Source organism: Streptomyces sp. NPDC090741 (genome assembly GCF_044769045.1).
Taxonomy (GTDB): domain Bacteria; phylum Actinomycetota; class Actinomycetes; order Streptomycetales; family Streptomycetaceae; genus Streptomyces.
The window spans coordinates 48,905-69,866 of record NZ_JBIVXF010000016.1; the positions used below are offsets into that span (position 1 = coordinate 48,905).

At 73.3% G+C, this 20,962-nt stretch carries 16 protein-coding genes and 1 pseudogene; 13 read left to right on the forward strand and 4 right to left on the reverse strand.

Annotated elements, in window-relative coordinates:
* The first annotated feature begins 98 nt into the window (after positions 1-98).
* Positions 99-1,067: an ROK family protein gene (locus ACIQU4_RS33270; protein WP_403739017.1), complete on the forward strand. Its 969-nt coding sequence runs from the start codon at positions 99-101 to the stop codon at positions 1,065-1,067.
* On the opposite strand, the gene ACIQU4_RS33275 is transcribed toward ACIQU4_RS33270, so the two are convergent.
* Positions 1,057-2,052 (reverse strand): TAXI family TRAP transporter solute-binding subunit, encoded by a 996-nt coding sequence (locus tag ACIQU4_RS33275; RefSeq protein ID WP_403738727.1) that lies wholly within the window; start codon positions 2,050-2,052, stop codon positions 1,057-1,059. The genes ACIQU4_RS33270 and ACIQU4_RS33275 overlap by 11 nt on opposite strands.
* Before the next feature lie 93 nt (positions 2,053-2,145).
* Here ACIQU4_RS33275 and miaB point away from each other — a divergent pair, with 93 nt between their 5' ends.
* Together miaB and ACIQU4_RS33285 are read left to right on the forward strand one after the other, a co-directional pair.
* Entirely contained in the window at positions 2,146-3,672 is a 1,527-nt protein-coding gene (gene miaB, locus ACIQU4_RS33280) for a tRNA (N6-isopentenyl adenosine(37)-C2)-methylthiotransferase MiaB (protein WP_403738730.1), read from the forward strand.
* A gap of 180 nt (positions 3,673-3,852) precedes the next feature.
* Positions 3,853-4,560 carry a class III extradiol dioxygenase subunit B-like domain-containing protein gene (locus tag ACIQU4_RS33285; protein ID WP_403738733.1) on the forward strand — a complete coding sequence of 236 codons (708 nt, stop codon included), beginning with the start codon at positions 3,853-3,855 and terminating at the stop codon, positions 4,558-4,560.
* A gap of 61 nt (positions 4,561-4,621) precedes the next feature.
* Here the strand turns inward: ACIQU4_RS33285 and ACIQU4_RS33290 are convergent, their stop codons facing one another.
* Together ACIQU4_RS33290 and ACIQU4_RS33295 are read right to left on the reverse strand one after the other, a co-directional pair.
* Positions 4,622-4,876, reverse strand: coding sequence for an antitoxin (locus ACIQU4_RS33290; protein WP_403738736.1), 255 nt, complete (start codon positions 4,874-4,876; stop codon positions 4,622-4,624).
* Between the two features lie 23 nt (positions 4,877-4,899).
* Entirely contained in the window at positions 4,900-5,136 is a 237-nt protein-coding gene (locus ACIQU4_RS33295) for a hypothetical protein (RefSeq protein WP_403738738.1), read from the reverse strand.
* 173 nt (positions 5,137-5,309) lie between these two features.
* On the opposite strand from ACIQU4_RS33295, the gene miaA reads away from it, so the two are divergent.
* The 6 genes from miaA (at position 5,310) to hflX (ending at position 13,330) form a co-directional block, all read left to right on the forward strand.
* The gene (gene miaA / locus ACIQU4_RS33300) at positions 5,310-6,248 is read left to right on the forward strand and encodes a tRNA (adenosine(37)-N6)-dimethylallyltransferase MiaA (protein ID WP_403738741.1); all 939 of its coding nucleotides are present in this window, start codon (positions 5,310-5,312) and stop codon (positions 6,246-6,248) included.
* Positions 6,249-6,373: 125 nt separating this feature from the next.
* On the forward strand, positions 6,374-6,916 hold the full coding sequence (locus ACIQU4_RS33305) for a hypothetical protein (RefSeq protein WP_403738744.1): 543 nt from the start codon (positions 6,374-6,376) through the stop codon (positions 6,914-6,916).
* Positions 6,917-6,989: 73 nt separating this feature from the next.
* A complete protein-coding gene (dapF, locus tag ACIQU4_RS33310; RefSeq protein WP_403738747.1) occupies positions 6,990-7,865 on the forward strand; it encodes a diaminopimelate epimerase in 876 nt (291 codons plus the stop codon).
* 140 nt (positions 7,866-8,005) lie between these two features.
* Positions 8,006-10,090 carry a RelA/SpoT family protein gene (locus tag ACIQU4_RS33315; protein WP_403738750.1) on the forward strand — a complete coding sequence of 695 codons (2,085 nt, stop codon included), beginning with the start codon at positions 8,006-8,008 and terminating at the stop codon, positions 10,088-10,090.
* A gap of 119 nt (positions 10,091-10,209) precedes the next feature.
* Entirely contained in the window at positions 10,210-11,655 is a 1,446-nt protein-coding gene (locus ACIQU4_RS33320; RefSeq protein ID WP_403739020.1) for a M1 family metallopeptidase, read from the forward strand.
* A 169-nt stretch (positions 11,656-11,824) separates the two neighbouring features.
* Positions 11,825-13,330 carry a GTPase HflX gene (gene hflX, locus ACIQU4_RS33325; RefSeq protein ID WP_385588691.1) on the forward strand — a complete coding sequence of 502 codons (1,506 nt, stop codon included), beginning with the start codon at positions 11,825-11,827 and terminating at the stop codon, positions 13,328-13,330.
* 73 nt (positions 13,331-13,403) lie between these two features.
* Here the strand turns inward: hflX and ACIQU4_RS33330 are convergent, their stop codons facing one another.
* A complete protein-coding gene (locus ACIQU4_RS33330) occupies positions 13,404-14,579 on the reverse strand; it encodes a hypothetical protein (protein ID WP_403738753.1) in 1,176 nt (391 codons plus the stop codon).
* Positions 14,580-14,900: 321 nt separating this feature from the next.
* Here ACIQU4_RS33330 and ACIQU4_RS33335 point away from each other — a divergent pair, with 321 nt between their 5' ends.
* The 4 genes and pseudogenes from ACIQU4_RS33335 (at position 14,901) to ACIQU4_RS33350 (ending at position 20,918) form a co-directional block, all read left to right on the forward strand.
* On the forward strand, positions 14,901-16,277 hold the full coding sequence (locus tag ACIQU4_RS33335; RefSeq protein ID WP_403738756.1) for a diaminobutyrate--2-oxoglutarate transaminase family protein: 1,377 nt from the start codon (positions 14,901-14,903) through the stop codon (positions 16,275-16,277).
* Positions 16,278-16,293: 16 nt separating this feature from the next.
* Positions 16,294-18,249 carry an IucA/IucC family protein gene (locus tag ACIQU4_RS33340; protein WP_403738759.1) on the forward strand — a complete coding sequence of 652 codons (1,956 nt, stop codon included), beginning with the start codon at positions 16,294-16,296 and terminating at the stop codon, positions 18,247-18,249.
* A 6-nt stretch (positions 18,250-18,255) separates the two neighbouring features.
* Positions 18,256-18,957: a GNAT family N-acetyltransferase gene (locus ACIQU4_RS33345; RefSeq protein WP_403738762.1), complete on the forward strand. Its 702-nt coding sequence runs from the start codon at positions 18,256-18,258 to the stop codon at positions 18,955-18,957.
* Positions 18,958-19,039: 82 nt separating this feature from the next.
* A pseudogene (locus ACIQU4_RS33350) lies at positions 19,040-20,918 on the forward strand (IucA/IucC family protein).
* Positions 20,919-20,962: the final 44 nt, after the last annotated feature.

The window sequence follows — 20,962 nt, forward strand, 5'->3', positions numbered from 1 at the left end:
CCTCCGACGTGCCCGCGCCGCAGGCCGCTGCCGCTGCCGCAGTCGATGCCGCTGTCGGTGCCGATGCCTCTGCGGCGGCCGTGGAGCCGGCCGCCGGTCTGACGGTGGCCATCGACATCGGCGGTACGAAGATCGCCGGCGCGCTGGTGCACCCCGACGGCACGATGACGGCCACCACCCGCCGCCCGACCCCGCGCGGCGCGGACGGCGACGGGGTCTTCGCCGCTGTCGCCGAGGTCGTCGCCGAGCTGGCGCTCTCCCCGCTGTGGCCCTCGGCGGTCCGCTGCGGGATCGGCAGCGCGGGCCCCGTGGACGCCTCGCGCGGCACGGTGAGCCCGGTGAACATCGGGGCCTGGCGGGAGTTCCCGATCCAGGCCCGGGTCGAGGCCGAACTGGCCCGGCACGGCGCGGCCCTGCCGACCGTGCTCGCCGGCGACGGCGTGGCGATGACCGCGGCCGAGCACTGGCTGGGCGCGGCGCGGGGGCACGCGAACGCCCTGTGCATGGTGGTCTCCACCGGGGTGGGCGGCGGGCTGATCCTGAACAACCGACTCCACCCGGGCCCCACGGGCAACGCGGGTCACATCGGCCACATCAGCGTGGCCTTCGACGGTGAGCCGTGCGTCTGCGGGAGTCGCGGGTGTGTGGAGTCCATCGCGTCCGGTACCGCCATCGCCCGCTGGGCCCAGGCCCAGGGCTGGACCCCGGCAGGCCCCGGCGGGGACCCCTCGGCGGCGGGCGTGGCCGTGGCCGCCGAGGCCGGGGACCCCGTCGCCGTGGCCGCCTTCGACCGCGCGGGGCGGGCTCTGGCCGCGGCCATCGCCGCCACCGCGACGCTGGTCGAGACGGACATCGCGGTCATCGGCGGGGGCGTCGCCACATCGGGGGACACGCTCTTCGCGCCGATCCGCGCGCACCTGGCCGACTACGCCACGCTGTCCTTCGTGAGCGGCCTGCGGGTGGTCCCGGCGGCCCTGGGGACGCACGCGGGGCTGATCGGGGCGGCTGCGGCGGCGGTGATGCTGCTGCCGGGTGGGCCGGCGGCCCCATCGGGCCCTACGGCTTGACCGACCGGTAGTACCGCTGCGCGCCCTCGTGCAGGTCCAAGGGGTCCGTGTAGATCGCCGTGCGCAGGTCCACCAGCTGCGCGGCGTGCACCTCGTGCCCGATCCGGTCGCGGCTGAGGATCACCGTCCGCGTGAACTGCTCGGTCAGCTCCGGGTCCGTCTCCTCGGTCGTGACCAGCAGGTTCGGCACGGCCAGGGTCGCCACCGACGAGGTGTTCCGGGCCCGGGCGTACGCGTCCTGCGGCATCACCGCCGCCCGGTAGTACCGCGCCGGGGTCCCGCTCGCCTGGAGCGACTCCACCAGGTCGCCGAGCTGCACGAGCCGGATCTCGTACCGCTCCGACAGCTCGCGCACCGCCTGCGTCGGCAGACCGCCGGACCAGAAGAAGGCGTCGATCCGGCCGGCCTCCAGCTCGGCCGGCATGGTGTCGATGCCGATCGACACCGGGGTGATGTCCCGTGCCGGGTCCAGCTTGGCCGCCGTCAGCAGCCGCTCGGAGATCAGCCGTACGCCCGATCCCGGCTGGCCGATCGCGACCCGCTTGCCCTTCAGGTCCCGCGCCGACTGCACGCTCGAACCGGCCGGCACCACGAGCTGTACGTAGTCGTCGTAGAGGCGTGCCACGCCGCGCAGCTGCTCGGCGCCGGGCTTTCCGTCGACCCGGTACTTGGAGACCGCGTCCGCGGTCGCGATGGTGAAGTCGGCCTTCCCGGTGGCCACCCGCCGGAGGTTCTCCTGCGAGCCTTCGCTGGGCTGCAGCGCGACCTTCACGCCGGGCATGTCCCGGGCCAGGGCCTGCTCCAGCAGCTGGCCGTAGCGGTGGTAGACGCCGGTGCGGACCCCCGTGCTGAAGGTCAGCCCGCCCTTCAGCTCCGGCTCCCCGAAGGGCCTCAGCCACCAGGTGAGCAGCCCGAGCACCGCCAGGACGGCCACCAGCCCCCACAGGGCGGTGCGCCTGCGGATGCGGGGCGGTACGTGAGCCATGCGGCGATCCTGCCACCGGGCGGGGGCCGCTGTCACGGCCCGCCCGCGATGGAGGGGGCCGGAGCGGTTCCGGGCACCGCCTACCCTTGTTGCATGACCAGCAGCAGCGACCGGAGCACGGCAGTGGACGTCAAGGGAACATACGAGGTGCGCACCTACGGGTGCCAGATGAACGTGCACGACTCCGAGCGGCTGTCCGGTCTGCTGGAGGGCGCGGGCTACACGCGGGCGCCCGAGGGCTGCGACGGTGATGCCGACGTCGTGGTGTTCAACACCTGCGCCGTGCGGGAGAACGCGGACAACAAGCTGTACGGCAACCTCGGCCGTCTGGCCCCGATGAAGACCAAGCGCCCCGGCATGCAGATCGCCGTCGGCGGCTGCCTCGCGCAGAAGGACCGCGACACGATCGTCCAGCGGGCCCCCTGGGTCGATGTGGTCTTCGGCACGCACAACATCGGCAAGCTGCCCGTGCTGCTGGAGCGGGCCCGCGTCCAGGAAGAGGCGCAGGTCGAGATCGCCGAGTCGCTGGAGGCCTTCCCCTCCACGCTGCCGACGCGGCGCGAGTCCGCGTACGCCGCGTGGGTGTCGATCTCCGTCGGCTGCAACAACACCTGTACCTTCTGCATCGTCCCGGCGCTGCGGGGCAAGGAGGAGGACCGGCGGCCCGGCGACATCCTCGCCGAGGTGGAGGCCCTGGTCGCCGAGGGCGTCTCCGAGATCACCCTGCTCGGTCAGAACGTGAACGCGTACGGGTCCGACCTCGGGGACCGGGAGGCGTTCTCGAAGCTGCTGCGGGCATGCGGGCAGATCGAGGGGCTGGAGCGGGTCCGGTTCACCTCTCCGCACCCGCGCGACTTCACGGACGACGTGATCGCGGCGATGGCCGAGACCCCGAACGCGATGCCGCAGCTGCACATGCCGCTGCAGTCCGGTTCGGACACCATCCTGCGCGCGATGCGCCGCTCGTACCGGCAGGAGCGGTTCCTCGGGATCATCGAGAAGGTCCGCGCCGCCATTCCGCATGCCGCGATCTCCACCGACATCATCGTGGGCTTCCCCGGTGAGACGGAGAAGGACTTCGAGCAGACGATGCACACGGTGCGCCAGGCGCGCTTCGCGAACGCGTTCACCTTCCAGTACTCCAAGCGCCCCGGGACCCCCGCGGCGGACATGGAGGGGCAGATCCCGAAGGAGGTCGTCCAGGAGCGGTACATGCGGCTGGTCGCCCTCCAGGAGGAGATCTCCTGGGAGGAGAACAAGAAGCAGGTCGGGCGGACGCTGGAGGTCATGGTCGCGGAGGGCGAGGGCCGCAAGGACGGCGCGACGCACCGGCTGTCCGGGCGGGCGCCCGACAACCGGCTCGTGCACTTCACGAAGCCGGACGGGGAGGTCCGTCCGGGTGACGTGGTGACGGTGGACATCACGTACGCGGCCCCGCACCACCTCCTGGCGGAGGGCCCGACGCAGTCCGTACGCCGCACGCGTGCGGGCGATGCCTGGGAGAAGCGCAACGCGGCTCCCGCGCAGCCGAAGGGCGTCATGCTGGGCATCCCCACCCTGGGCATCCCCGCTCCCCTCCCCGAGGCGACTTCGGGCTGCGCCCTGCCGGCGTCTTCCTGACGCCTGCATCTCCGGCTCCGCCGGCGTTGGAGGCGCCGGCTCCGCCGGCGTTGGAGGCGCCGGCTCCGCCGGCGTTCGAGGCGTACGGGTTGGAGGCGCGCGGGTCCGGTGGCGGGGCCCCGGGCCAGGAGTGGCCCGGCGGGGCCCCGTGGGCGGCCGCGCGGGGCTAGGGTGCGGATCATGCTTGTTGCCGCCGCCGTGTGCCCCGCCCCGCCCCTGCTCGTGCCCGAGGTCGCCGCCGGGGCCGCCTCCGAGCTCGCGGACGCCCGTACCGCCTGTTCCGACGCGCTCGCGGTGCTCGCCGCATCCCGCCCCGACCTCCTGGTCGTCGTCGGCGCCGCCGAGCAGGACCACCACGGGCCCTACCCCCAGGGCTCCCGCGGGACCTTCCACGGTTTCGGGGTCGAGGCCGGCGTACAGCTCGGGGAGGGCGAGGAGGGGCCGCGCATGCTGCCGCCGTCCCTGGCCGTCGGCGCGTGGCTGCTGCGGCACGCCCGCTGGGGCGCCGCCCCCGTCGAAGGGCTGGGCGTCGGGGAGCCCCTCGAAGCCGCGCGGTGCCTGGAGGCAGGCCGGGAGCTCGCCGCGCGCGAGGACCGCGTCGCGCTCCTCGTCATGGGCGACGGCAGCGCCTGCCGCACGGTGAAGGCCCCCGGTTACCTCGACGACCGCGCCGCCGCGTTCGACGCCGCCGCGGCCCGCGCGCTGGCCGCCGCCGACGTGGCCGCGCTCTCCGCCCTCGACGCCGAGCTCGCGCAGGAGCTCAAGGCCGCCGGGCGGGCGCCCTGGCAGGTGCTGGCCGGTGCGGCCGAGGGCGCGGGCCTCGACGGGCGGCTGTTGTACGAGGACGCCCCGTACGGGGTCGGCTACTTCGTCGCCGCCTGGTCCTGACCGGCGGACACGGGGAAGGGGCGCGGGTTCGGCCGAACCCGCGCCCCTTCCGCTGACCGCGTCAGGAAGACGCCGGCGGCGTCGGCGGCGTCGGCCCGCCGGGGGCGTCCTTGTGCGCGATCTTGCCCAGGGCGTCCTTCGCCTTGCTCGTGCCGGTCTCGATCTTGCCGTGGTACTTGCCCTTGGTCTTGGAGTCCACGGCCTTGGCCATCTTGTCGAGATTCTGGCCGATCTTCCCCTCGTGCTGCTGCGCGAGGTCGCCGACCTTTTCCTTCGCCGGTGCGAGCTTGGCCTTCAGCGTGTCCAGCAGGCCCATGGGTCACCTTCCAGTGGCGGTAGCTACGTACGGGCGCCTTCGCCGGTCTCGCTGTCCGCGGCCTTCTCCGCCGACTGCTGCTTCGGGATCTCCACGCCCTCCGGCGCGGCGCTCTCCGACTCTGCCGACTCGGCCTCGACCCCGGTCTCCGCCTCGTTCTCGGCGACCGCAGCCTCGGACTCCGTCGTCAGGGTCGCGGCCGCGGCTTCCTCCGTGCTCGCTTCCGCGGCCTTGCGGCGAAACCGACTAAAAACGCCCATGTCTACTCCCATAACGCTACTCGTGCGGGTGAAGTTCCGCCTTGTGCGGCCCGGCCTCCGCCGGGCATGCGCCCGGCGGAACCCCGCCAGGGCAACGACCCCGCCACCACTCCGTCACGTAACTCGATCGGGTACATGCCGGTGTCTTGACCGGGGGCTGCGAAACTGGGGCGGTGAGCAATGCAGCCCCCGCTCCGCGGGTCATCGCCGTCGTCGGTCCCACTGCGGCCGGAAAGTCCGATCTGGGCGTAGCCCTGGCCCGCCATTTCGACGGCGAAGTCGTCAACGCCGATTCCATGCAGCTGTACCGGGGGATGGACATCGGCACCGCCAAGCTGACGACCGAGGAGCGCGGCGGAGTCCCGCACCACCTCCTCGACATCTGGGACGTGACCGAGACCGCGAGCGTCGCCGAGTACCAGCGCCTGGCCCGCGCCGAGATCGACAAGCTGCTCGCCCGGGGCCGTACGCCGGTCCTCGTCGGCGGATCGGGCCTGTACGTCCGCGGCGCCCTCGACGCCATGGAGTTCCCGGGCACCGACCCGGAGGTCCGGGCCCGGCTGGAGGCGGAGGTCACGCTGCGCGGCCCGGGGGCCCTGCACGCCCGCCTCGCCGCCGCCGACCCGGCCGCCGCACAGGCGATCCTGCCCAGCAACGGCCGCCGTATCGTGCGCGCCCTGGAGGTCATCGAGATCACCGGGAAGCCGTTCACCGCGAACCTCCCCGGCCACGAGTCGGTCTACGAGACCGTGCAGATCGGCGTGGACGTGGCCCGTCCGGAGCTCGACGAGCGGATCGCGCTGCGGGTGGACCGGATGTGGGAGGCCGGGCTCGTCGACGAGGTCCGCACGCTGGAGGCTCAGGGCCTGCGTGACGGAATGACCGCTTCCAGGGCGCTCGGCTACCAGCAGGTGCTGGCCGCCCTGGCCGGCGAGTGCACCGAGGACGAGGCCCGGGCCGAGACCGTACGGGCCACCAAGCGCTTCGCCCGCCGCCAGGACTCCTGGTTCCGCCGGGACCCCCGTGTGCACTGGCTCAGCGGCGCCGTCGCGGACCGGGGGGAACTCCTCGGACTCGCGCAGTCGTTGGTCGAACGAGCGGTCACAGCCTGATCACGTGATGGCATCGGGACGCCCCTCGCGCCCGTTCGGGGCCCTGAGCCGTGCCATCATCAAATTCCGCGGGTGCGGTCACCGGCGGTGAACAACGGCGTACGAAGTCCGAGTGGGGAGGGCGCGTGGCGATGGAGGCCGGCCCTCGCGACACCGGGCAGGACGGCACGAGGCAGGAAGCGGACCCGGCGATCTGGGGCACTCACCCGGCGGTCGCCGGTGGTGAGGCTCCCGAGCCCGAGGCCCTCGGCCTGCCCGCCGATCCCGCACGGCTGACCCCCGACGGCCCGGACGCGCCGGACACCGCCGAGGCGGAGGCCGCCGCCGGTCCCGAGTTCGAGGTCGAGCTGCGCCCGCAGCGCCGGCTGCGCATCTGGCAGATCGCCCCCATCGTGATGCTGGCCGCCGCCGGCTCCCTGATGTTCGCCTTCCCCCTCGCCTTCGAGTTCGGCGACGGCGGAGCCGTGGTCGCCATGCTCGGCTTCCTCATCTGCTGCTGCGCCGGCGGCTGGGGGATGATGGCCGCCCGCCGCGTCGGCCACACCTGGCCCGGGCTCCCGCCCCGGGGCAGCGGCCGCCGCCCCGACTGGCGCATGGCCGGGCTGTACGCCCTGGTCGCTCTGGCCGTCGTGGCCCTGGCCGTGTACAGGGTCGCGCGGCTGCGCTAGCCGCCGCCCGGCCGCGGCCCCCCCCGGGGGCGCCGCCGACCTGCCCGAACGCCCCGCTCGGTACCATGGGCGCGTGACGCAGACGAGCCTCTCCTTCCTCAAGGGCCACGGCACCGAGAACGACTTCGTGATCGTTCCGGACCCGGACAACGCCGTCGAGCTGCCCGCGACCGCCGTCGCGAAGCTGTGCGACCGGCGCGCCGGCATCGGCGCGGACGGGGTGCTGCACGTGGTCCGGTCCGCCGCGCACCCCGAGGCCGCGCACCTGGCCGACGAGGCCGAGTGGTTCATGGACTACCGCAACAGCGACGGCTCCATCGCCGAGATGTGCGGCAACGGCGTCCGCGTCTTCGCCCGCTACCTCCAGTACGCCGGCCACGTCGAGCCCGGCGACCTCGCCGTCGCCACCCGCGGCGGCGTCAAGCGGGTGCACCTCGACAAGAGCGGCGACGTGACGGTCTCCATGGGCCGCGCCGTCCTCCCCGAGGAGCAGGTCACCGTGAGCGTCGGCGAGCGCGCCTGGCCCGCCCGCAACGTCAACATGGGGAACCCGCACGCCGTTGCGTTCGTTGAAAGCCTGGACCACGCCGGAAAGCTGCTCGACCCGCCCCCGTTCAGCCCGGCCGAGGTCTACCCGACGGGTGTCAACGTGGAGTTCGTCGTCGACCGCGGCCCCCGGCACGTCGCCATGCGCGTCCACGAGCGCGGCTCCGGCGAGACCCGCTCCTGCGGCACGGGCGCCTGCGCCGTCGCCGTGGCCGCCATCCGCCGCGACGGCGCCGACCCGGCCGTCACCGGCCGGCCCGTCACGTACACCGTCGACCTCCCCGGCGGCACCCTCGTCATCACCGAACACCCCGACGGGCAGATTGACATGACGGGACCTGCCGTCATCGTCGCCGCGGGCGAGTTTGACGCGGCCTGGCTCACCGAAACGGCTTTCGGCTGAGGCTTCCCTCTAATGGGTGATCCGTTTCACGCTGAGCGAGAGGCGGACTGCGCCACGTGGTGGGGTCGGTAGCATCAGGCACCGGCCCTGAGGGCTCACCCCATGCCCGCCACCGCCGGTCGAAGCCGCCGGAGGTGCCCATGAGTGCAGAGGCCACGAACCCCGAAGCACGCCCCGACGCGCGCCCTGAACTCCGCAGACGGGGCCGAACCCGCCTTGACCTGCGACGACTCGGGCGCGCGGCCCTTCTCGGACCCACATCCCGAGACCGGCTCCCCGACGCCATCGGCCATGTCGCCGAGGCGCACCGCGCCCACCACCCGGACGCGGACCTTTCCCTCCTGCGCCGCGCGTACGTGCTCGCGGAGTCCTCGCACCGCGGCCAGATGAGGAAAAGCGGTGAGCCGTACATCACACATCCGCTCGCCGTCACCCTGATCCTCGCCGAACTCGGCGCCGAGACAACGACCTTGACGGCCTCTCTGCTCCACGACACGGTCGAGGACACCGAGGTGACCCTCGATCAGGTCCGCGCGGAATTCGGCGACGAGGTCTGCTTCATCGTGGACGGAGTCACCAAGGTCGAGAAGATCGACTACGGGGCCGCCGCCGAGCCCGAGACCTTCCGCAAGATGCTCGTCGCCACCGGCAACGACGTCCGCGTCATGTCCATCAAACTCGCCGACCGGCTGCACAACATGCGCACCCTCGGCGTGATGCGCCCCGAGAAGCAGGCACGCATCGCCAAGGTCACCCGCGACGTCCTCATCCCGCTCGCCGAACGGCTCGGCGTACAGGCCCTCAAGTCCGAGCTGGAAGACCTCGTCTTCGCGATCCTGCACCCCGAGGAGTACGAGCACACCCGCGCGCTCATCGCGGCCCACGCCGGGGAGCGCGACCCGCTGCCCGCCATCGCCGAGTCCGTACGCGCCGTACTGCGGGAGGCCGGGATCGCCGCCGAGGTGGTCGTACGCCCCCGGCACTTCGTCTCCGTCCACCGGATCGCCCTCAAACGCGGCGAGCTGCGCGGCTCCGACTTCGGCCGCATCCTCGTCCTCGTCGGCGAGAACGCCGACTGCTACGCCGTGCTGGGCGAGCTGCACACCTGCTTCACCCCGGTCGTCTCGGAGTTCAAGGACTTCATCGCCGCCCCGAAGTTCAACCTCTACCAGTCGCTGCACACCGCCGTCGCCACGCCCGAGGGGTACGTGGCCGAAGTCATCGTCCGCACCCGGCAGATGCACCGGGTCGCCGAGGCCGGGGTCGTCGCCCTCGGCAATCCGTACACCACCGTCCCGGCCGCCGAGGCCGCCCCCGACTGCGACGAGGAGCGGGTCGATCCGACCCGGCCCGGCTGGCTCTCGCGCCTCCTCGACTGGCAGCAGTCCGCGCCCGACCCCGACACCTTCTGGAGCGTGCTGCGCGCCGAGCTGGCACAGGACCGGGAGATCACCGTGTTCCGAGCCGATGGCGGGACGCTCGGCCTGCCCGCCGGGGCCAGCTGTATCGACGCCGCCTACGCGCAGCACGGCGAGGCGGCCCACGGCTGTATCGGCGCCCGCGTCAACGGGCGCCTCACCTCCCTGTCCTCCCGGCTGTCCGACGGGGACACCGTCCAGCTGCTGCTCGCCCAGGACGCCTCCTCGGGGCCCGCCGCCGACTGGCTGGAGCACGCCAGGACCCCGGCCGCCCGGATCGCCATCGGCAGCTGGCTCCAGGCGCACCCCGACACCGTGAAGCCCGCCGCCACGCCCGCCCGGGCAGCGCTGTCCGTGGTCGGCGCCCGGGGCGGCGGCGGCAATGCCGTCGCCGACCTGCCGGACGCCACCGTGCGGCTGGCCGGCTGCTGCACGCCCGTGCCGCCGGACGCCGTGGCCGGGTTCGTCGTACGGGGCGGGGCCGTCACCGTCCACCGCATCCACTGCGCGGCGGTGGCCCAGATGCGCGCGCTGGGCCGGACCTCCGTCGCCGTGCACTGGCGGGCCACGGCGGACTGCCGGGTCACACTGCTCGCCGAATCGTTCGGCCGCCCACACCTGCTGGCGGACCTGACCGAGGCCATCGCCCGCGAAGGGGTCGAGGTGGTCTCCGCGACCGTGGAACCGCCCGTCGAGCAGCGGGTCCGGCACACGTACACCCTGCAACTGCCCGACGCGACCGGGCTGCCGGTCCTGATGCGGGCGATGCGGGACGTGCCGGGGGTCTACGACGTGCGCCGGGCCTAGGCCGGTAGGCCCGGCGTCGCGGCCCCGGACCCGAGCACGCGGCCGCGGAAGGTCCCGTTCGGGTGCAACCGTCGCGCGCCGTACGCGGCGGCGCGGCGGGCGCTGGTAAGCGGTGGGGGATGCAGCTCTCCTCCCCGCGCCTGCGCGCCGCCCTGCTGGCCGCGGCCTCCCTGACCCTCGTCGCCGCCGTGCTGCCCCCGCCGAAGCCGCTGGGCATCGGCGACAGGCTGTTCCCGCAGCTCGGGAACCCCGGGTACGACGTCCTCTCGTACGACCTGTCCTTCACGTACAAGGACAACAAGAGCCCGCTCGACGCGGTCACCGTCATCGACGCCCGCGCGCTGGAGCCGCTGGAGCGGATCAACCTCGACTTCAGCCACGGCACGGTGGCGTCGGCCCAGGTCAACGGCGAGCCGGCGCACTTCGAGAGCGCCGGGGAGGACCTCGTGCTCACGCCGGCCCGCCCGGTCGCGGCGAACGTGCCGCTCCACATCGAGATCCGGCACACCAGCGATCCGCGCGGCATCGCCGACGGAGGCTGGCTGGCCACCGAGGACGGGCTGGCCATGGCCAACCAGGCCGATGCCGCCCACCGGGTCTTCCCGTGCAACGACCACCCGGCCGACAAGGCGTACTTCACCTTCCGGATCACCGCCCCGGCCGGTCTGACCGCCGTGGCCAACGGGGTGGCGGGCGCCCTCCCGGCCCCCCGGGCCGCGGGCGCGACCACCTGGACGTACCGCACCCTGCACCCGATGGCCACCGAGCTCGCGCAGGTCTCCATCGGCGACTCGGCCGTGGTGGAGGCCCCCGGTCCGCACGGGCTGCCGCTGCGCAGCGTGGTCCCGGCCGCGGACCGGGGGCGACTGGAGCCCTGGCTGAAGAAGACCGCCGGGCACGTCCAGTGGATGGAGGCGCGCGTCGGCCGCTACCCCTTCGAGAACTACGGGGTGCTGATCGCCAAGGCGAAGACCGGATTCGAGCTGGAGACGCAGACCCTCTCGCTCTTCGAGAACGGCCTGTTCTCGGGGACCGGCTACCCCGCGTGGTACGTCGAGTCCGTGATGGTCCACGAGCTGGCCCACCAGTGGTTCGGCGACAGCGTCACCCCGCGGACCTGGTCCGACCTGTGGCTCAACGAGGGGCACGCCACCTGGTACGAGGCCCTGTACGCGGACGGCCTCGGCAAGTACTCCATGGAGCGGCGCATGCGCGAGGCGTACCAGCGCTCCGACCAGTGGCGGGCGGCCGACGGGCCCCCGGCCGCACCGAAGGTCCCCGCCCCCGGGGAGAAGGTCGGGCTGTTCAGGCCGGCGGTCTACGACGGGGCCGCGCTGGCGCTGTACGCGCTGCGGCAGGAGATCGGCGAGAAGGCCTTCGACCGGGTCGAGCGGCGCTGGGTGGCGGAGCACAAGGACGCGACCGCCGGCACGGAGGACTTCGTACGCCTGGCCTCGGAGGTGGCAGGACGGGACCTCACGGCCTTCCTGAACCCGTGGCTGTACGGGAAGACGACCCCGGCGATGCCCGGGCACCCGGAGTGGGGCGGGCCGAAAAGGGTGTGACCGCCGGGGAGTGGGCATGTCACCATCGACAGGGCCGATCGACGGAGCCGCAGGCCGGGGGAATCTCCCGGCGATGTGACACGTTGGACGTGACAGTGTGAGAGTCACTGTTACGCCTGGCCACGGCCATGCGTGACACGACCGCATTCGATTTCGACGTAAGGATCCAATGACCTCCTCTTCTTCCCCTTCCCAGGACGCGCGGGACGCACGGGACGTGCCGGACTCGCAGAGCTTCACCGAGAGCCTTCGGGCCGACGCCCTGATGGAAGAGGACGTCGCCTGGAGCCACGAGGTCGACGGTGACCGGGACGGCGAGCAGTTCGAGCGCTCCGAGCGCGCGGCGCTGCGCCGCGTGGTCGGCCTCTCCACCGAGCTCGAAGACGTCACCGAGGTCGAGTACCGGCAGCTGCGCCTGGAGCGCGTCGTGCTGGTGGGCGTCTGGACCTCCGGAACGGTGCAGGACGCCGAGAACTCCCTCGCGGAGCTCGCCGCCCTCGCCGAGACGGCGGGCGCCCTCGTACTCGACGGTGTGATCCAGCGCCGTGACAAGCCGGACCCGGCCACCTTCATCGGCTCGGGCAAGGCCCGCGAACTGCGCGACATCGTGCTGGAGAGCGGAGCCGACACCGTCGTCTGCGACGGTGAGCTCAGCCCCGGCCAGCTCATCGCCCTCGAGGACGTCGTCAAGGTCAAGGTGGTCGACCGGACCGCCCTGATCCTCGACATCTTCGCCCAGCACGCCAAGTCCCGCGAGGGCAAGGCGCAGGTCGCCCTCGCGCAGATGCAGTACATGCTGCCGCGTCTGCGCGGCTGGGGTCAGTCGCTGTCCCGGCAGATGGGCGGCGGCGGCGGTGGCGGCATGGCCACCCGAGGCCCCGGTGAGACCAAGATCGAGACGGACCGGCGCCGGATCCGCGAGAAGATGGCGAAGATGCGCCGGGAGATCGCGGAGATGAAGACCGGCCGCGACATCAAGCGGCAGGAGCGGCGCCGCAACAAGGTGCCCTCGGTCGCCATCGCCGGCTACACCAACGCCGGCAAGTCCTCGCTGCTCAACCGCCTCACGGGCGCGGGCGTGCTGGTGGAGAACGCGCTGTTCGCCACTCTCGACCCGACCGTGCGCCGGGCCGAGACCCCGTCCGGCCGGATCTACACCCTGGCCGACACGGTCGGCTTCGTCCGGCACCTGCCCCACCACCTGGTCGAGGCGTTCCGCTCCACGATGGAGGAGGTCGGCGACTCCGACCTCATCCTGCACATCGTGGACGGCTCGCACCCGGCCCCGGAGGAGCAGCTGGCGGCCGTCCGCGAGGTCATCCGCGAGGTCGGCGCGGTCAACGTGCCCGAGATCGTGGTGATCAACAAGGCCGACGCCGCGGACCCGCTCGTACTGCAGCGGCTGCTGCGGATCGAGCGGCACTCCATCGCCGTCTCGGCGCGCACGGGACAGGGCATCGCGGAGCTCCTCGGGCTCATCGACTCCGAGCTGCCGCGGCCCGAGGTCGAGGTCGAGGCGCTGGTGCCGTACACGCGCGGCTCGCTGGTCGCCCGGGCCCACGCCGAGGGCGAGGTGATCTCCGAGGAGCACACCCCGGAGGGCACCCTGCTGAAGGTGCGGGTCCATCAGGAACTGGCGTCCGACCTGGCGCCGTACGTGCCGGCGAAGCGGTAACGGGCAACCGGATACGAGGCGGAGGGCCCCCTGCGGTGCAGGGGGCCCTCCGTTTTCCGTTACTCGGACGGGACTACTTGAACTTGGCGCTCACGGCGTCGAAGATCCCCTTGGCCTCCGGGCCCAGCCGGGGTCCGGCCAGCCAGCCCGCCTTGGCGGGGCCGATCGAGGTGTTCGACACCAGCGCCGGCTTGCCGTCGCTGCCCGCGGCCACCCAGCCGCCGCCGGAGGAGCCGCCGGTCATCGTGCAGCCGATCCGGTACATCACCGGGGCGTTCGCGGCCAGCGACAGACGGCCGGGCTTGTCGGTGCACTGGAAGGCCCTCTGGCCGTCGAACGGGGCCGCCGCCGGATAGCCGGTCGCCGTGATGCCCGCGACCTTCGGCACCGCCGGGGCGTTGAACTCCACCGGGAGCGCCGCGCCGACGGTCTCCTCCAGGGACTTCCCGGTGCTCTTCTCCGGGGTCACGTGCAGGACCGCGAAGTCGTACGGGGCGCCCGCGCCACCGGTCGGACCGCCGTTCGCGATCCACTGGTCCGAGGTCTGCGCCCAGTCGCTCCACCAGACGCCGTACGGGGCCACCTGCTCGCGCGGGGCGCCCTTGAGCTGCGCGGCCGGCTTGCCCGCGTTGTTGTACGAGGGGACGAAGGCGATGTTGCGGTACCAGCCGCCGGACTTGCCCGCGTGCACGCAGTGGCCGGCCGTCCAGACCATGTTGGACTTGCCCGGGTGGGCCGGGTCCTTCACCACGGTCGCCGAGCAGACCATGGAGCCCTCGGGGCCGTCGAAGAACACCTTGCCGGAGACGGGAACGCTGGAGTGGTACGGCGCGTTGGCGGCCTTGGCCTGCACCGGCGCCGGGGTCGGGTCGGTGACTCCCTGGTCCTTGCCGGCGTCGGGGTCGACGGCCGGGGGCTGCGGGGTCTTGTCGGCCTCACGCATCCGGTCCGGGTCCCAGAGGTCCTCGATGATCGGGTTGACGTAGTCGCCCGCCTCGCGGAGCCAGTCCTCCTGCTTCCAGTTCTTCCACGCACCCCCCTTCCACTTCTCCAGGTCGATGCCGTGCTGCTTGAGCTTCTCCTTGAGCTGGTCCGGGATCTTGATCCCGTCGGCTCCGGACGGGAGGCTCGCCGCCACGGTCGGCTTGGCGTCGCCGCCGGCCTCCCCGTCGCCGGGTCCGCAGGCCGCGGCGGTCATGGCGAGTGCCGCCGCGCACAGGATCGCGGTGACCGGTCGGTTCGGTCGCATGTCGTGAATCCCCCTGGTGATTCTGGGTGTCAGACGCGGTGCAGTTGAGGTACGTGGGGCACGCGAGGCGCGTGCCGCCGAGTGCAGCACCCCACTATGCCGCTGCTGTTGGGGACGGCACAGCCCGGGGCCGCGGTTCCGGGACCGGCGGAAGCTGCGAAGTCCGGGCGAATTCGGGGCGAAGTTCCGGCGGGACAAGGATCTTCGGGTCACCCGTGATCCGCCGCCGCCACCGTCGTTGGTACGTACGGGGGATGGGGGGCGGCGTTCATGTTCGAGGCGCAATCCGATGGAGCAGTCCGTGCGGGAGGTCCGAGAGTCGTGGCTTTGACCGAGCAGGGCGCGGCTGCCGCGCAGGTGCCGTCGCAGGTGCCGTCGCAGGGAACTCGGGCAGTGGGGCACGGCGGGGCGGAGGGCATCCTGCGCCGGCAGGCGATGCGGGAGTCCGCCGCCCGGACCTACGCGCGCTCGCTGCCCATCGTCCCGGTGCGCGCCCGGGGGCTGACCATCGAGGGCGCCGACGGGCGGCGCTACCTGGACTGCCTCTCCGGGGCCGGCACCCTCGCCCTGGGGCACAACCATCCCGTGGTGCTCGAGGCCGTACGGGGCGTCCTCGACTCCGGAGCCCCGCTGCACGTCCTGGACCTCGCGACCCCGGTCAAGGACGCCTTCACCACGGAGCTGTTCGCCTGCCTCCCGCCGGCTTTGGCCGCCGACGCCCGCATCCAGTTCTGCGGGCCCGCCGGCACGGACGCGGTCGAGGCCGCGCTCAAGCTGGTCCGGACCGCCACCGGGCGCTCGGGGCTGCTGGCCTTCACGGGGGCCTACCACGGGATGACCGCCGGGGCCCTGGGCGCCTCGGGCGGAGCGCCGGACGTACGGGTGACCCGGCTGCCGTTCCCGCAGGACTTCCGGTGCCCGTTCGGGGTCGGCGGCCCCGAGGGCGAGCGGCTCGGGGCCCGTTGGACCGAGAGCCTGCTGGACGACCCCAAGGGCGGGGTGCCCTCGCCCGCGGCGATGATCGTCGAGCCGGTGCAGGGCGAGGGCGGGGTCTTCCCGGCCCCCGACGCATGGCTGCGCAGGATGCGCGAGATCACCGAGGCCCGGGGGATCCCGCTGATCGCGGACGAGGTGCAGACGGGCGTGGGCCGTACCGGCGCCTTCTGGGGCGTCGACCACGCCGGGGTGGTGCCGGACGTGATGGTCCTGTCCAAGGCGATCGGCGGCAGCCTCCCGCTGGCGGTGATCGTGTACCGGTCGGGCCTGGACGTCTGGGCACCGGGAGCCCACGCCGGCACGTTCCGGGGCAACCAGCTGGCGATGGCGGCCGGGGCGGCGACCCTGGCGTACGTACGGAAGAACCGTCTCGCCGAGCGCGCCGGGGCCCTGGGCGAGCGGATGCTGACCGCCCTGCGCGACCTCGCCTCCGCGCACCCCTGCATCGGGGATGTCCGGGGCCGCGGCCTGATGATCGGCATCGAACTCGTCGACCCGGACACCGGGGCCCCGGCGCAGTCCCTCGCCGCGGCCGTCCGCCAGGAGTGCCTGAACCGCGGCCTGATCATCGAACTCGGAGGCCGGGGCGCCAGCGTGGTCCGGCTGCTGCCCCCGCTGACCCTGACCGACGACCAGGCCGCGGCGGTACTGGACCGCCTGGCCGACGCCATCCCCGCCGCCGCCTCCCACCACGCCCACTGACCACAAGGACCCCGCCATGCCTGAAGGCCCCCACTCCGCCCCGACCGTCGCCCCCGGCACCCCGACGCCGGCGATCGCCGCAGCCACGCCGTGGCCCGCCCCCGCCCCCGGACCCGCCCCCGGAGCTCCCGGCAGAACCGGCAGCCCTGATGCCGGGGGCGGCGTGGGCGGGGGCGTGCTGCGGCAGCTGGACGGCGTGCCGCGAGCCCGGGTCGGCACCGGGGCCGGGGCGTCGGCCGAGATGCTGGACCATCCCGATCCGGGCATCGCCGCCGAGGGCGCCGCCGTGGAGAACCTGTTGCGGTGCTGGGTTCGGGAGAGCGGGATCGGCCGCTCCGGCGGGGCTGTCGGGAGCGTGCTGCGCATCCCCCTCCCCGCATCCGGGGCCGCCCTGACCGTCGGCGTCCGGTACTGGTCCGCCACCGGCTGGCACCGCTTCGGCCCCGCCCGACTCGAAGGCGCGCCCGCCCACGCCCCCACCCTGGACGCCGTCACCCTCGCCTCGCTGCTGGCCCGCGAGGGCGACTCCCAGGGCCGCGGCGGCGCCGACCTCGTCGGCCGGGTCGCCGACTCGGTGCGCCGCACCGCGGAGTTCATCGCCGACCGGCGCCAACGGCCCACCCCGCCCGAACCCGTCGCCGGTGACCTCTTCCTCACCGCCGAACAGTCCCTCCTCCTCGGCCACCCCCTTCAGCCGGACCCGAAGAGCCGCGAAGGACTCTCCGAGGCCGAGATCCGCCGCTACTCACCCGAACTCCACGGCTCCTTCCCCCTGCACTGGCTCGCCGTCGCCCCCTCCGCCCTCGCCACCGACTCCGCCTGGACCGAACGCGGCCGCCCCGTCTCCGCCGCCCGGCTCCTCGGCCGGCTCACCCCCGGGCTCCCGCTGCCCGACGGCACGACCCCCCTTCCCCTGCACCCCTGGCAGGCCCGGGACCTGCTCCGGCGCCCCGACGTCGCCGCCCTCCGCGACGCGGGACTCCTGCACGACCTGGGTCCGTTCGGCGAGCCCTGGCACCCCACCTCCTCCGTCCGCACCGTCCACCGCCCCGGCGCCCCCGCGATGCTCAAGCTCTCCCTGGGCCTGCGCATCACCAACTCCCGCCGCGAGAACCTCCGCAAGGAACTCCACCGCGGCGTCGAGGTGCACCGGCTGCTCCGCACCGGCCTCGCGGAACAGTGGCAGGCGGCCCACCCCGGCTTCGACATCGTGCGCGACCCCGCCTGGATCGCCGTCGACGCCCCGGACGGCACCCCCGTCCCCGGACTCGACGCCGTGCTCCGACACAACCCCTTCCGCTCCCACGACGACGCCGTCTGCGTCGCCGCACTCACCTCGCCCCGCCCCTGGCCGGGCCGGACCACCATGCGTTCCCGGCTTGCCGAGACCGTCGCCCGGCTCGCCGCCGCCACCGGGCGCCCGACGGCCGCCGTCGCCGCCGAGTGGTTCCTGCGCTACCTCGACCACGTCGTCCTGCCGATCCTGGCCTTCGACGCGCTCGCCGGAATCGCCCTCGAAGCGCACCAGCAGAACACCCTGGTCCTCCTCGACCCGGCCGGCTGGCCGGTCGGCGGCCGCTACCGCGACAACCAGGGCTACTACTTCCGCGCCTCCCACCGTGCGGAACTGGAGCGCCGGCTCCCCGGTATCGGCAGCGCCAGCGACACCTTCGTCTCCGACGCCGTCACCGACGAACGCTTCACCTACTACCTCGGCATCAACAACGTGCTCGGCCTCATCGGCGCCTTCGGATCCCAGCAACTCGCCGACGAACGCGTCCTGCTCGCCGCCCTCCGCCGCTTCCTCGGCAAGGCCCGCGGACTCGGACCGCTCCCCGCACGGCTGCTCGACTCGCCCACCCTGCGTTGCAAGGCGAACCTGCTCACCCGCCTGGGCGGCCTCGACGAGCTCGTCGGCCCCGTGGACTCCCAGTCCGTCTACGTCACCATCGCCAACCCCCTCCACGATTGAGCGCCGATGCCCTCCACCGACACGTCCCCCTACGCGTCCACCGCCACCACCACCGCCACGGTCGCCGTCGACTCCGCCACCGCCCGCATCCCCGGACGGCGGCTCACCGCCCGGCTGCTGCCCCTGCTCGCCGAGGCCGAACTGCTCGACTCACCGGCCGGCTGGGGCGCCGCCGTCACCCCGGCCGGTGCCTTCCGCCTCGAACCCGTACGCCCGGGCCGCGACCTGGAGCTGCTGACCGGCTGGATGAACGACCCCGAGGTGGCCGCGTACTGGGAGCTCGCCGGCCCCGCCGCCGTCACCGCCGCCCACGTACGGTCCCAGCTCGACGGGAACGGCCACAGCATCCCCTGCCTCGGCCTCCTCGACGGCACGCCGATGAGCTACTGGGAGATCTACCGGGCCGACCTCGACCCGCTCTCCCGCCACTACCCGGCGCGCCCCCACGACACGGGTATCCACCTGCTCATCGGGGACGGCACGAACCGCGGCCGCGGTCTGGGCACCGCCCTGCTCCGCGCCGTCGCCAACCTGGTGCTCGACAACCGGCCGCGCTGCACCCGCGTCATCGCCGAACCGGACATCCGCAACACCCCCTCCGTATCAGCCTTCCTCAGCTCCGGATTCCGCTGTTCCGCGGAGATCGACCTCCCCGGGAAGCGGGCCGCGCTGATGATCCGGGAGCGGGCCCTGCGCAATCTCATCTGATCCATCCGACCCTCCCCGTTCACGCCTCACCCTTCGAAAACTCTGCGTCACGCAGCAAAGTTCCCGATCCCCGAGGAGTCCCGTGCCGAATTTCCCCGCCGCCCCCGACTCCGCCGGCCCCCATTTCTCGGAAGCTTCCGTTCCGCCGTCCCCCCAACACCCCTGCACGCCCCCCGAACTCACCACCGCGACCTGGGAGTCCGCAGCCCGCCGGCTGCTCGCCAAGATGCTGGCCGAGTTCGCCTACGAGGAGATCATCAGCCCCCTCCGGGCCCCTGCCCCGGCGACCGCCGCCGGCGACGCCTGGCAGCTGACGCTCGACTACGGCAGCAGCCTCGGCTTCCGGGCCCGCCGCCGCGCGTACGGCAGCTGGCACGTCGCCCACGACACCATCACGCTCATCCCGCCGCCGCCCTCCACGGAGCCCCCGAGCGCCTTCGGGGACCCGTACGCCTTCCTGATCCGCACCCGCACCCTCCTCGGCCTCGACGGCGCCACCCTCGGGCACCTCGTCCGCGAGCTCAGCGCCACCCTCGCCGCCGACGCCCGCATCGACCACACCGCGCTCACCGCCGACGTCCTCGCCGATCTCGACCACGCCGAGCTCGAAGGCCACCAGACCGGCCACCCCTGGCTCGTCCTCAACAAGGGCCGCACAGGGCTGTCCGCCGCGGACACCGCCGCCTGGGCACCCGAGGCCCGCACCCGCCAGCGGCTGCCCTGGCTCGCCGCCCACACCTCCCTCGCGGCCTACCGCGGCACGGCCGGCCTGGAAGACCCGGCCCGCCTCTACGCCCAGGAGCTCGACCCCGTCACCCGAGCCGCCTTCGACCAGACCCTGCGCGCCCGCGGCCTCGACCCGCTCGGCTACCTCTACCTCCCGGTCCACCCCTGGCAGTGGGACGAGATCGTGCTCCCCCTCTTCGCCCCGGCCCTGGCCTCGGGCGCCCTGGTCCCGCTCCCCGCCGACCCCGACTTACGCATCCCGCAGCAGTCCATCCGCACCTTCCTCAACCTCACCCGCCCCGACCGGCACAGCGTCAAGCTGCCGCTCTCCGTCTTCAACACCCTCGTCTGGCGCGGCCTGCCCTCCGACCGCTGCGCCGCCGCCCCCGCCGTCACCGCCTGGATCCGTTCCCTCCACGACGCCGACCCCTTCCTCCGCGAGGAATGCCGCGTGGTCCTCCTCGGCGAGGTCGCCTCGGTCACCGTCCGCCACCCCGTCTACGACGAGCTCCCCGAGGCCCCGTACCAGTACAAGGAACTCCTCGGGGCGATCTGGCGCGAGCCTTTGACCAGCCGGCTCGCCCCCGGTGAGCGGGCCCGTACGCTCGCCTCCCTCCTCCACGTCGACCCGCGCGGCCGGTCCTTCACCGCCGAGCTCGTCGCCCGGTCCGGGCTCACCCCGGCCCGCTGGCTGCAGCGGCTCTTCGCCGCCCTGCTGCCCCCGCTGCTCCACTTCCTGTACCGCTACGGCACCGTCTTCTCCCCGCACGGCGAGAACGCCACCGTGATCTTCGACGAGCACGAGGTCCCGGTCCATCGCCCTGAAGGACTTCGTGGACGAGATCAACATCTGCCGGGAGCCGCTGCCCGAGCTGGCGTCCTTGCCCGCCGAGGTACGTGCCGCGCTGAGCGACAAGCCCGCGGACTTCCTGCCCCAGTACATCCACTCCGGTCTCTTCGTAGGCGTCTTCCGCTACCTCTCCGCCCTGTGCGAGGACCGCCTCGGCGTACCCGAGGAGGAGTTCTGGTCCCTCGTACGGGCGGAGATCCTGCGCCACCAGGCCCGCTTCCCCGAGCTCAAGGAGCGCCACGAGCTCTTCGACCTGCTCGGCGAGCGGATCGGGCGGCTCTGCCTGAACCGGAACCGGTTGTACGAGGACGGCTACCGCGACCGCTCCGACCGCCCGCACGCGGTGGAGTACGGCACCGTGCCCAACCCCCTGTACCGGCCGTGAACCACCATCGTGGCGGTCCCTGTCGGTGGCGCCCCGTAGGGTTG

Bases quoted from the DNA above. Each gene is read 5' to 3' on its own strand.
- ACIQU4_RS33290 (WP_403738736.1), bottom strand. From the start codon at position 4,876: ATGGGCCTGCTGGACACGCTGAAGGCCAAGCTCGCACCGGCGAAGGAA.
- ACIQU4_RS33295 (WP_403738738.1), bottom strand. From the start codon at position 5,136: ATGGGCGTTTTTAGTCGGTTTCGCCGCAAGGCCGCGGAAGCGAGCACG.
- hflX (WP_385588691.1), top strand. From the start codon at position 11,825: ATGACCTCCTCTTCTTCCCCTTCCCAGGACGCGCGGGACGCACGGGAC.
- ACIQU4_RS33320 (WP_403739020.1), top strand. From the start codon at position 10,210: ATGCAGCTCTCCTCCCCGCGCCTGCGCGCCGCCCTGCTGGCCGCGGCC.
- ACIQU4_RS33275 (WP_403738727.1), bottom strand. From the start codon at position 2,052: ATGGCTCACGTACCGCCCCGCATCCGCAGGCGCACCGCCCTGTGGGGG.
- ACIQU4_RS33330 (WP_403738753.1), bottom strand. From the start codon at position 14,579: ATGCGACCGAACCGACCGGTCACCGCGATCCTGTGCGCGGCGGCACTC.
- ACIQU4_RS33340 (WP_403738759.1), top strand. From the start codon at position 16,294: ATGCCTGAAGGCCCCCACTCCGCCCCGACCGTCGCCCCCGGCACCCCG.
- miaB (WP_403738730.1), top strand. From the start codon at position 2,146: ATGACCAGCAGCAGCGACCGGAGCACGGCAGTGGACGTCAAGGGAACA.
- ACIQU4_RS33345 (WP_403738762.1), top strand. From the start codon at position 18,256: ATGCCCTCCACCGACACGTCCCCCTACGCGTCCACCGCCACCACCACC.
- ACIQU4_RS33315 (WP_403738750.1), top strand. From the start codon at position 8,006: ATGAGTGCAGAGGCCACGAACCCCGAAGCACGCCCCGACGCGCGCCCT.
- ACIQU4_RS33285 (WP_403738733.1), top strand. From the start codon at position 3,853: ATGCTTGTTGCCGCCGCCGTGTGCCCCGCCCCGCCCCTGCTCGTGCCC.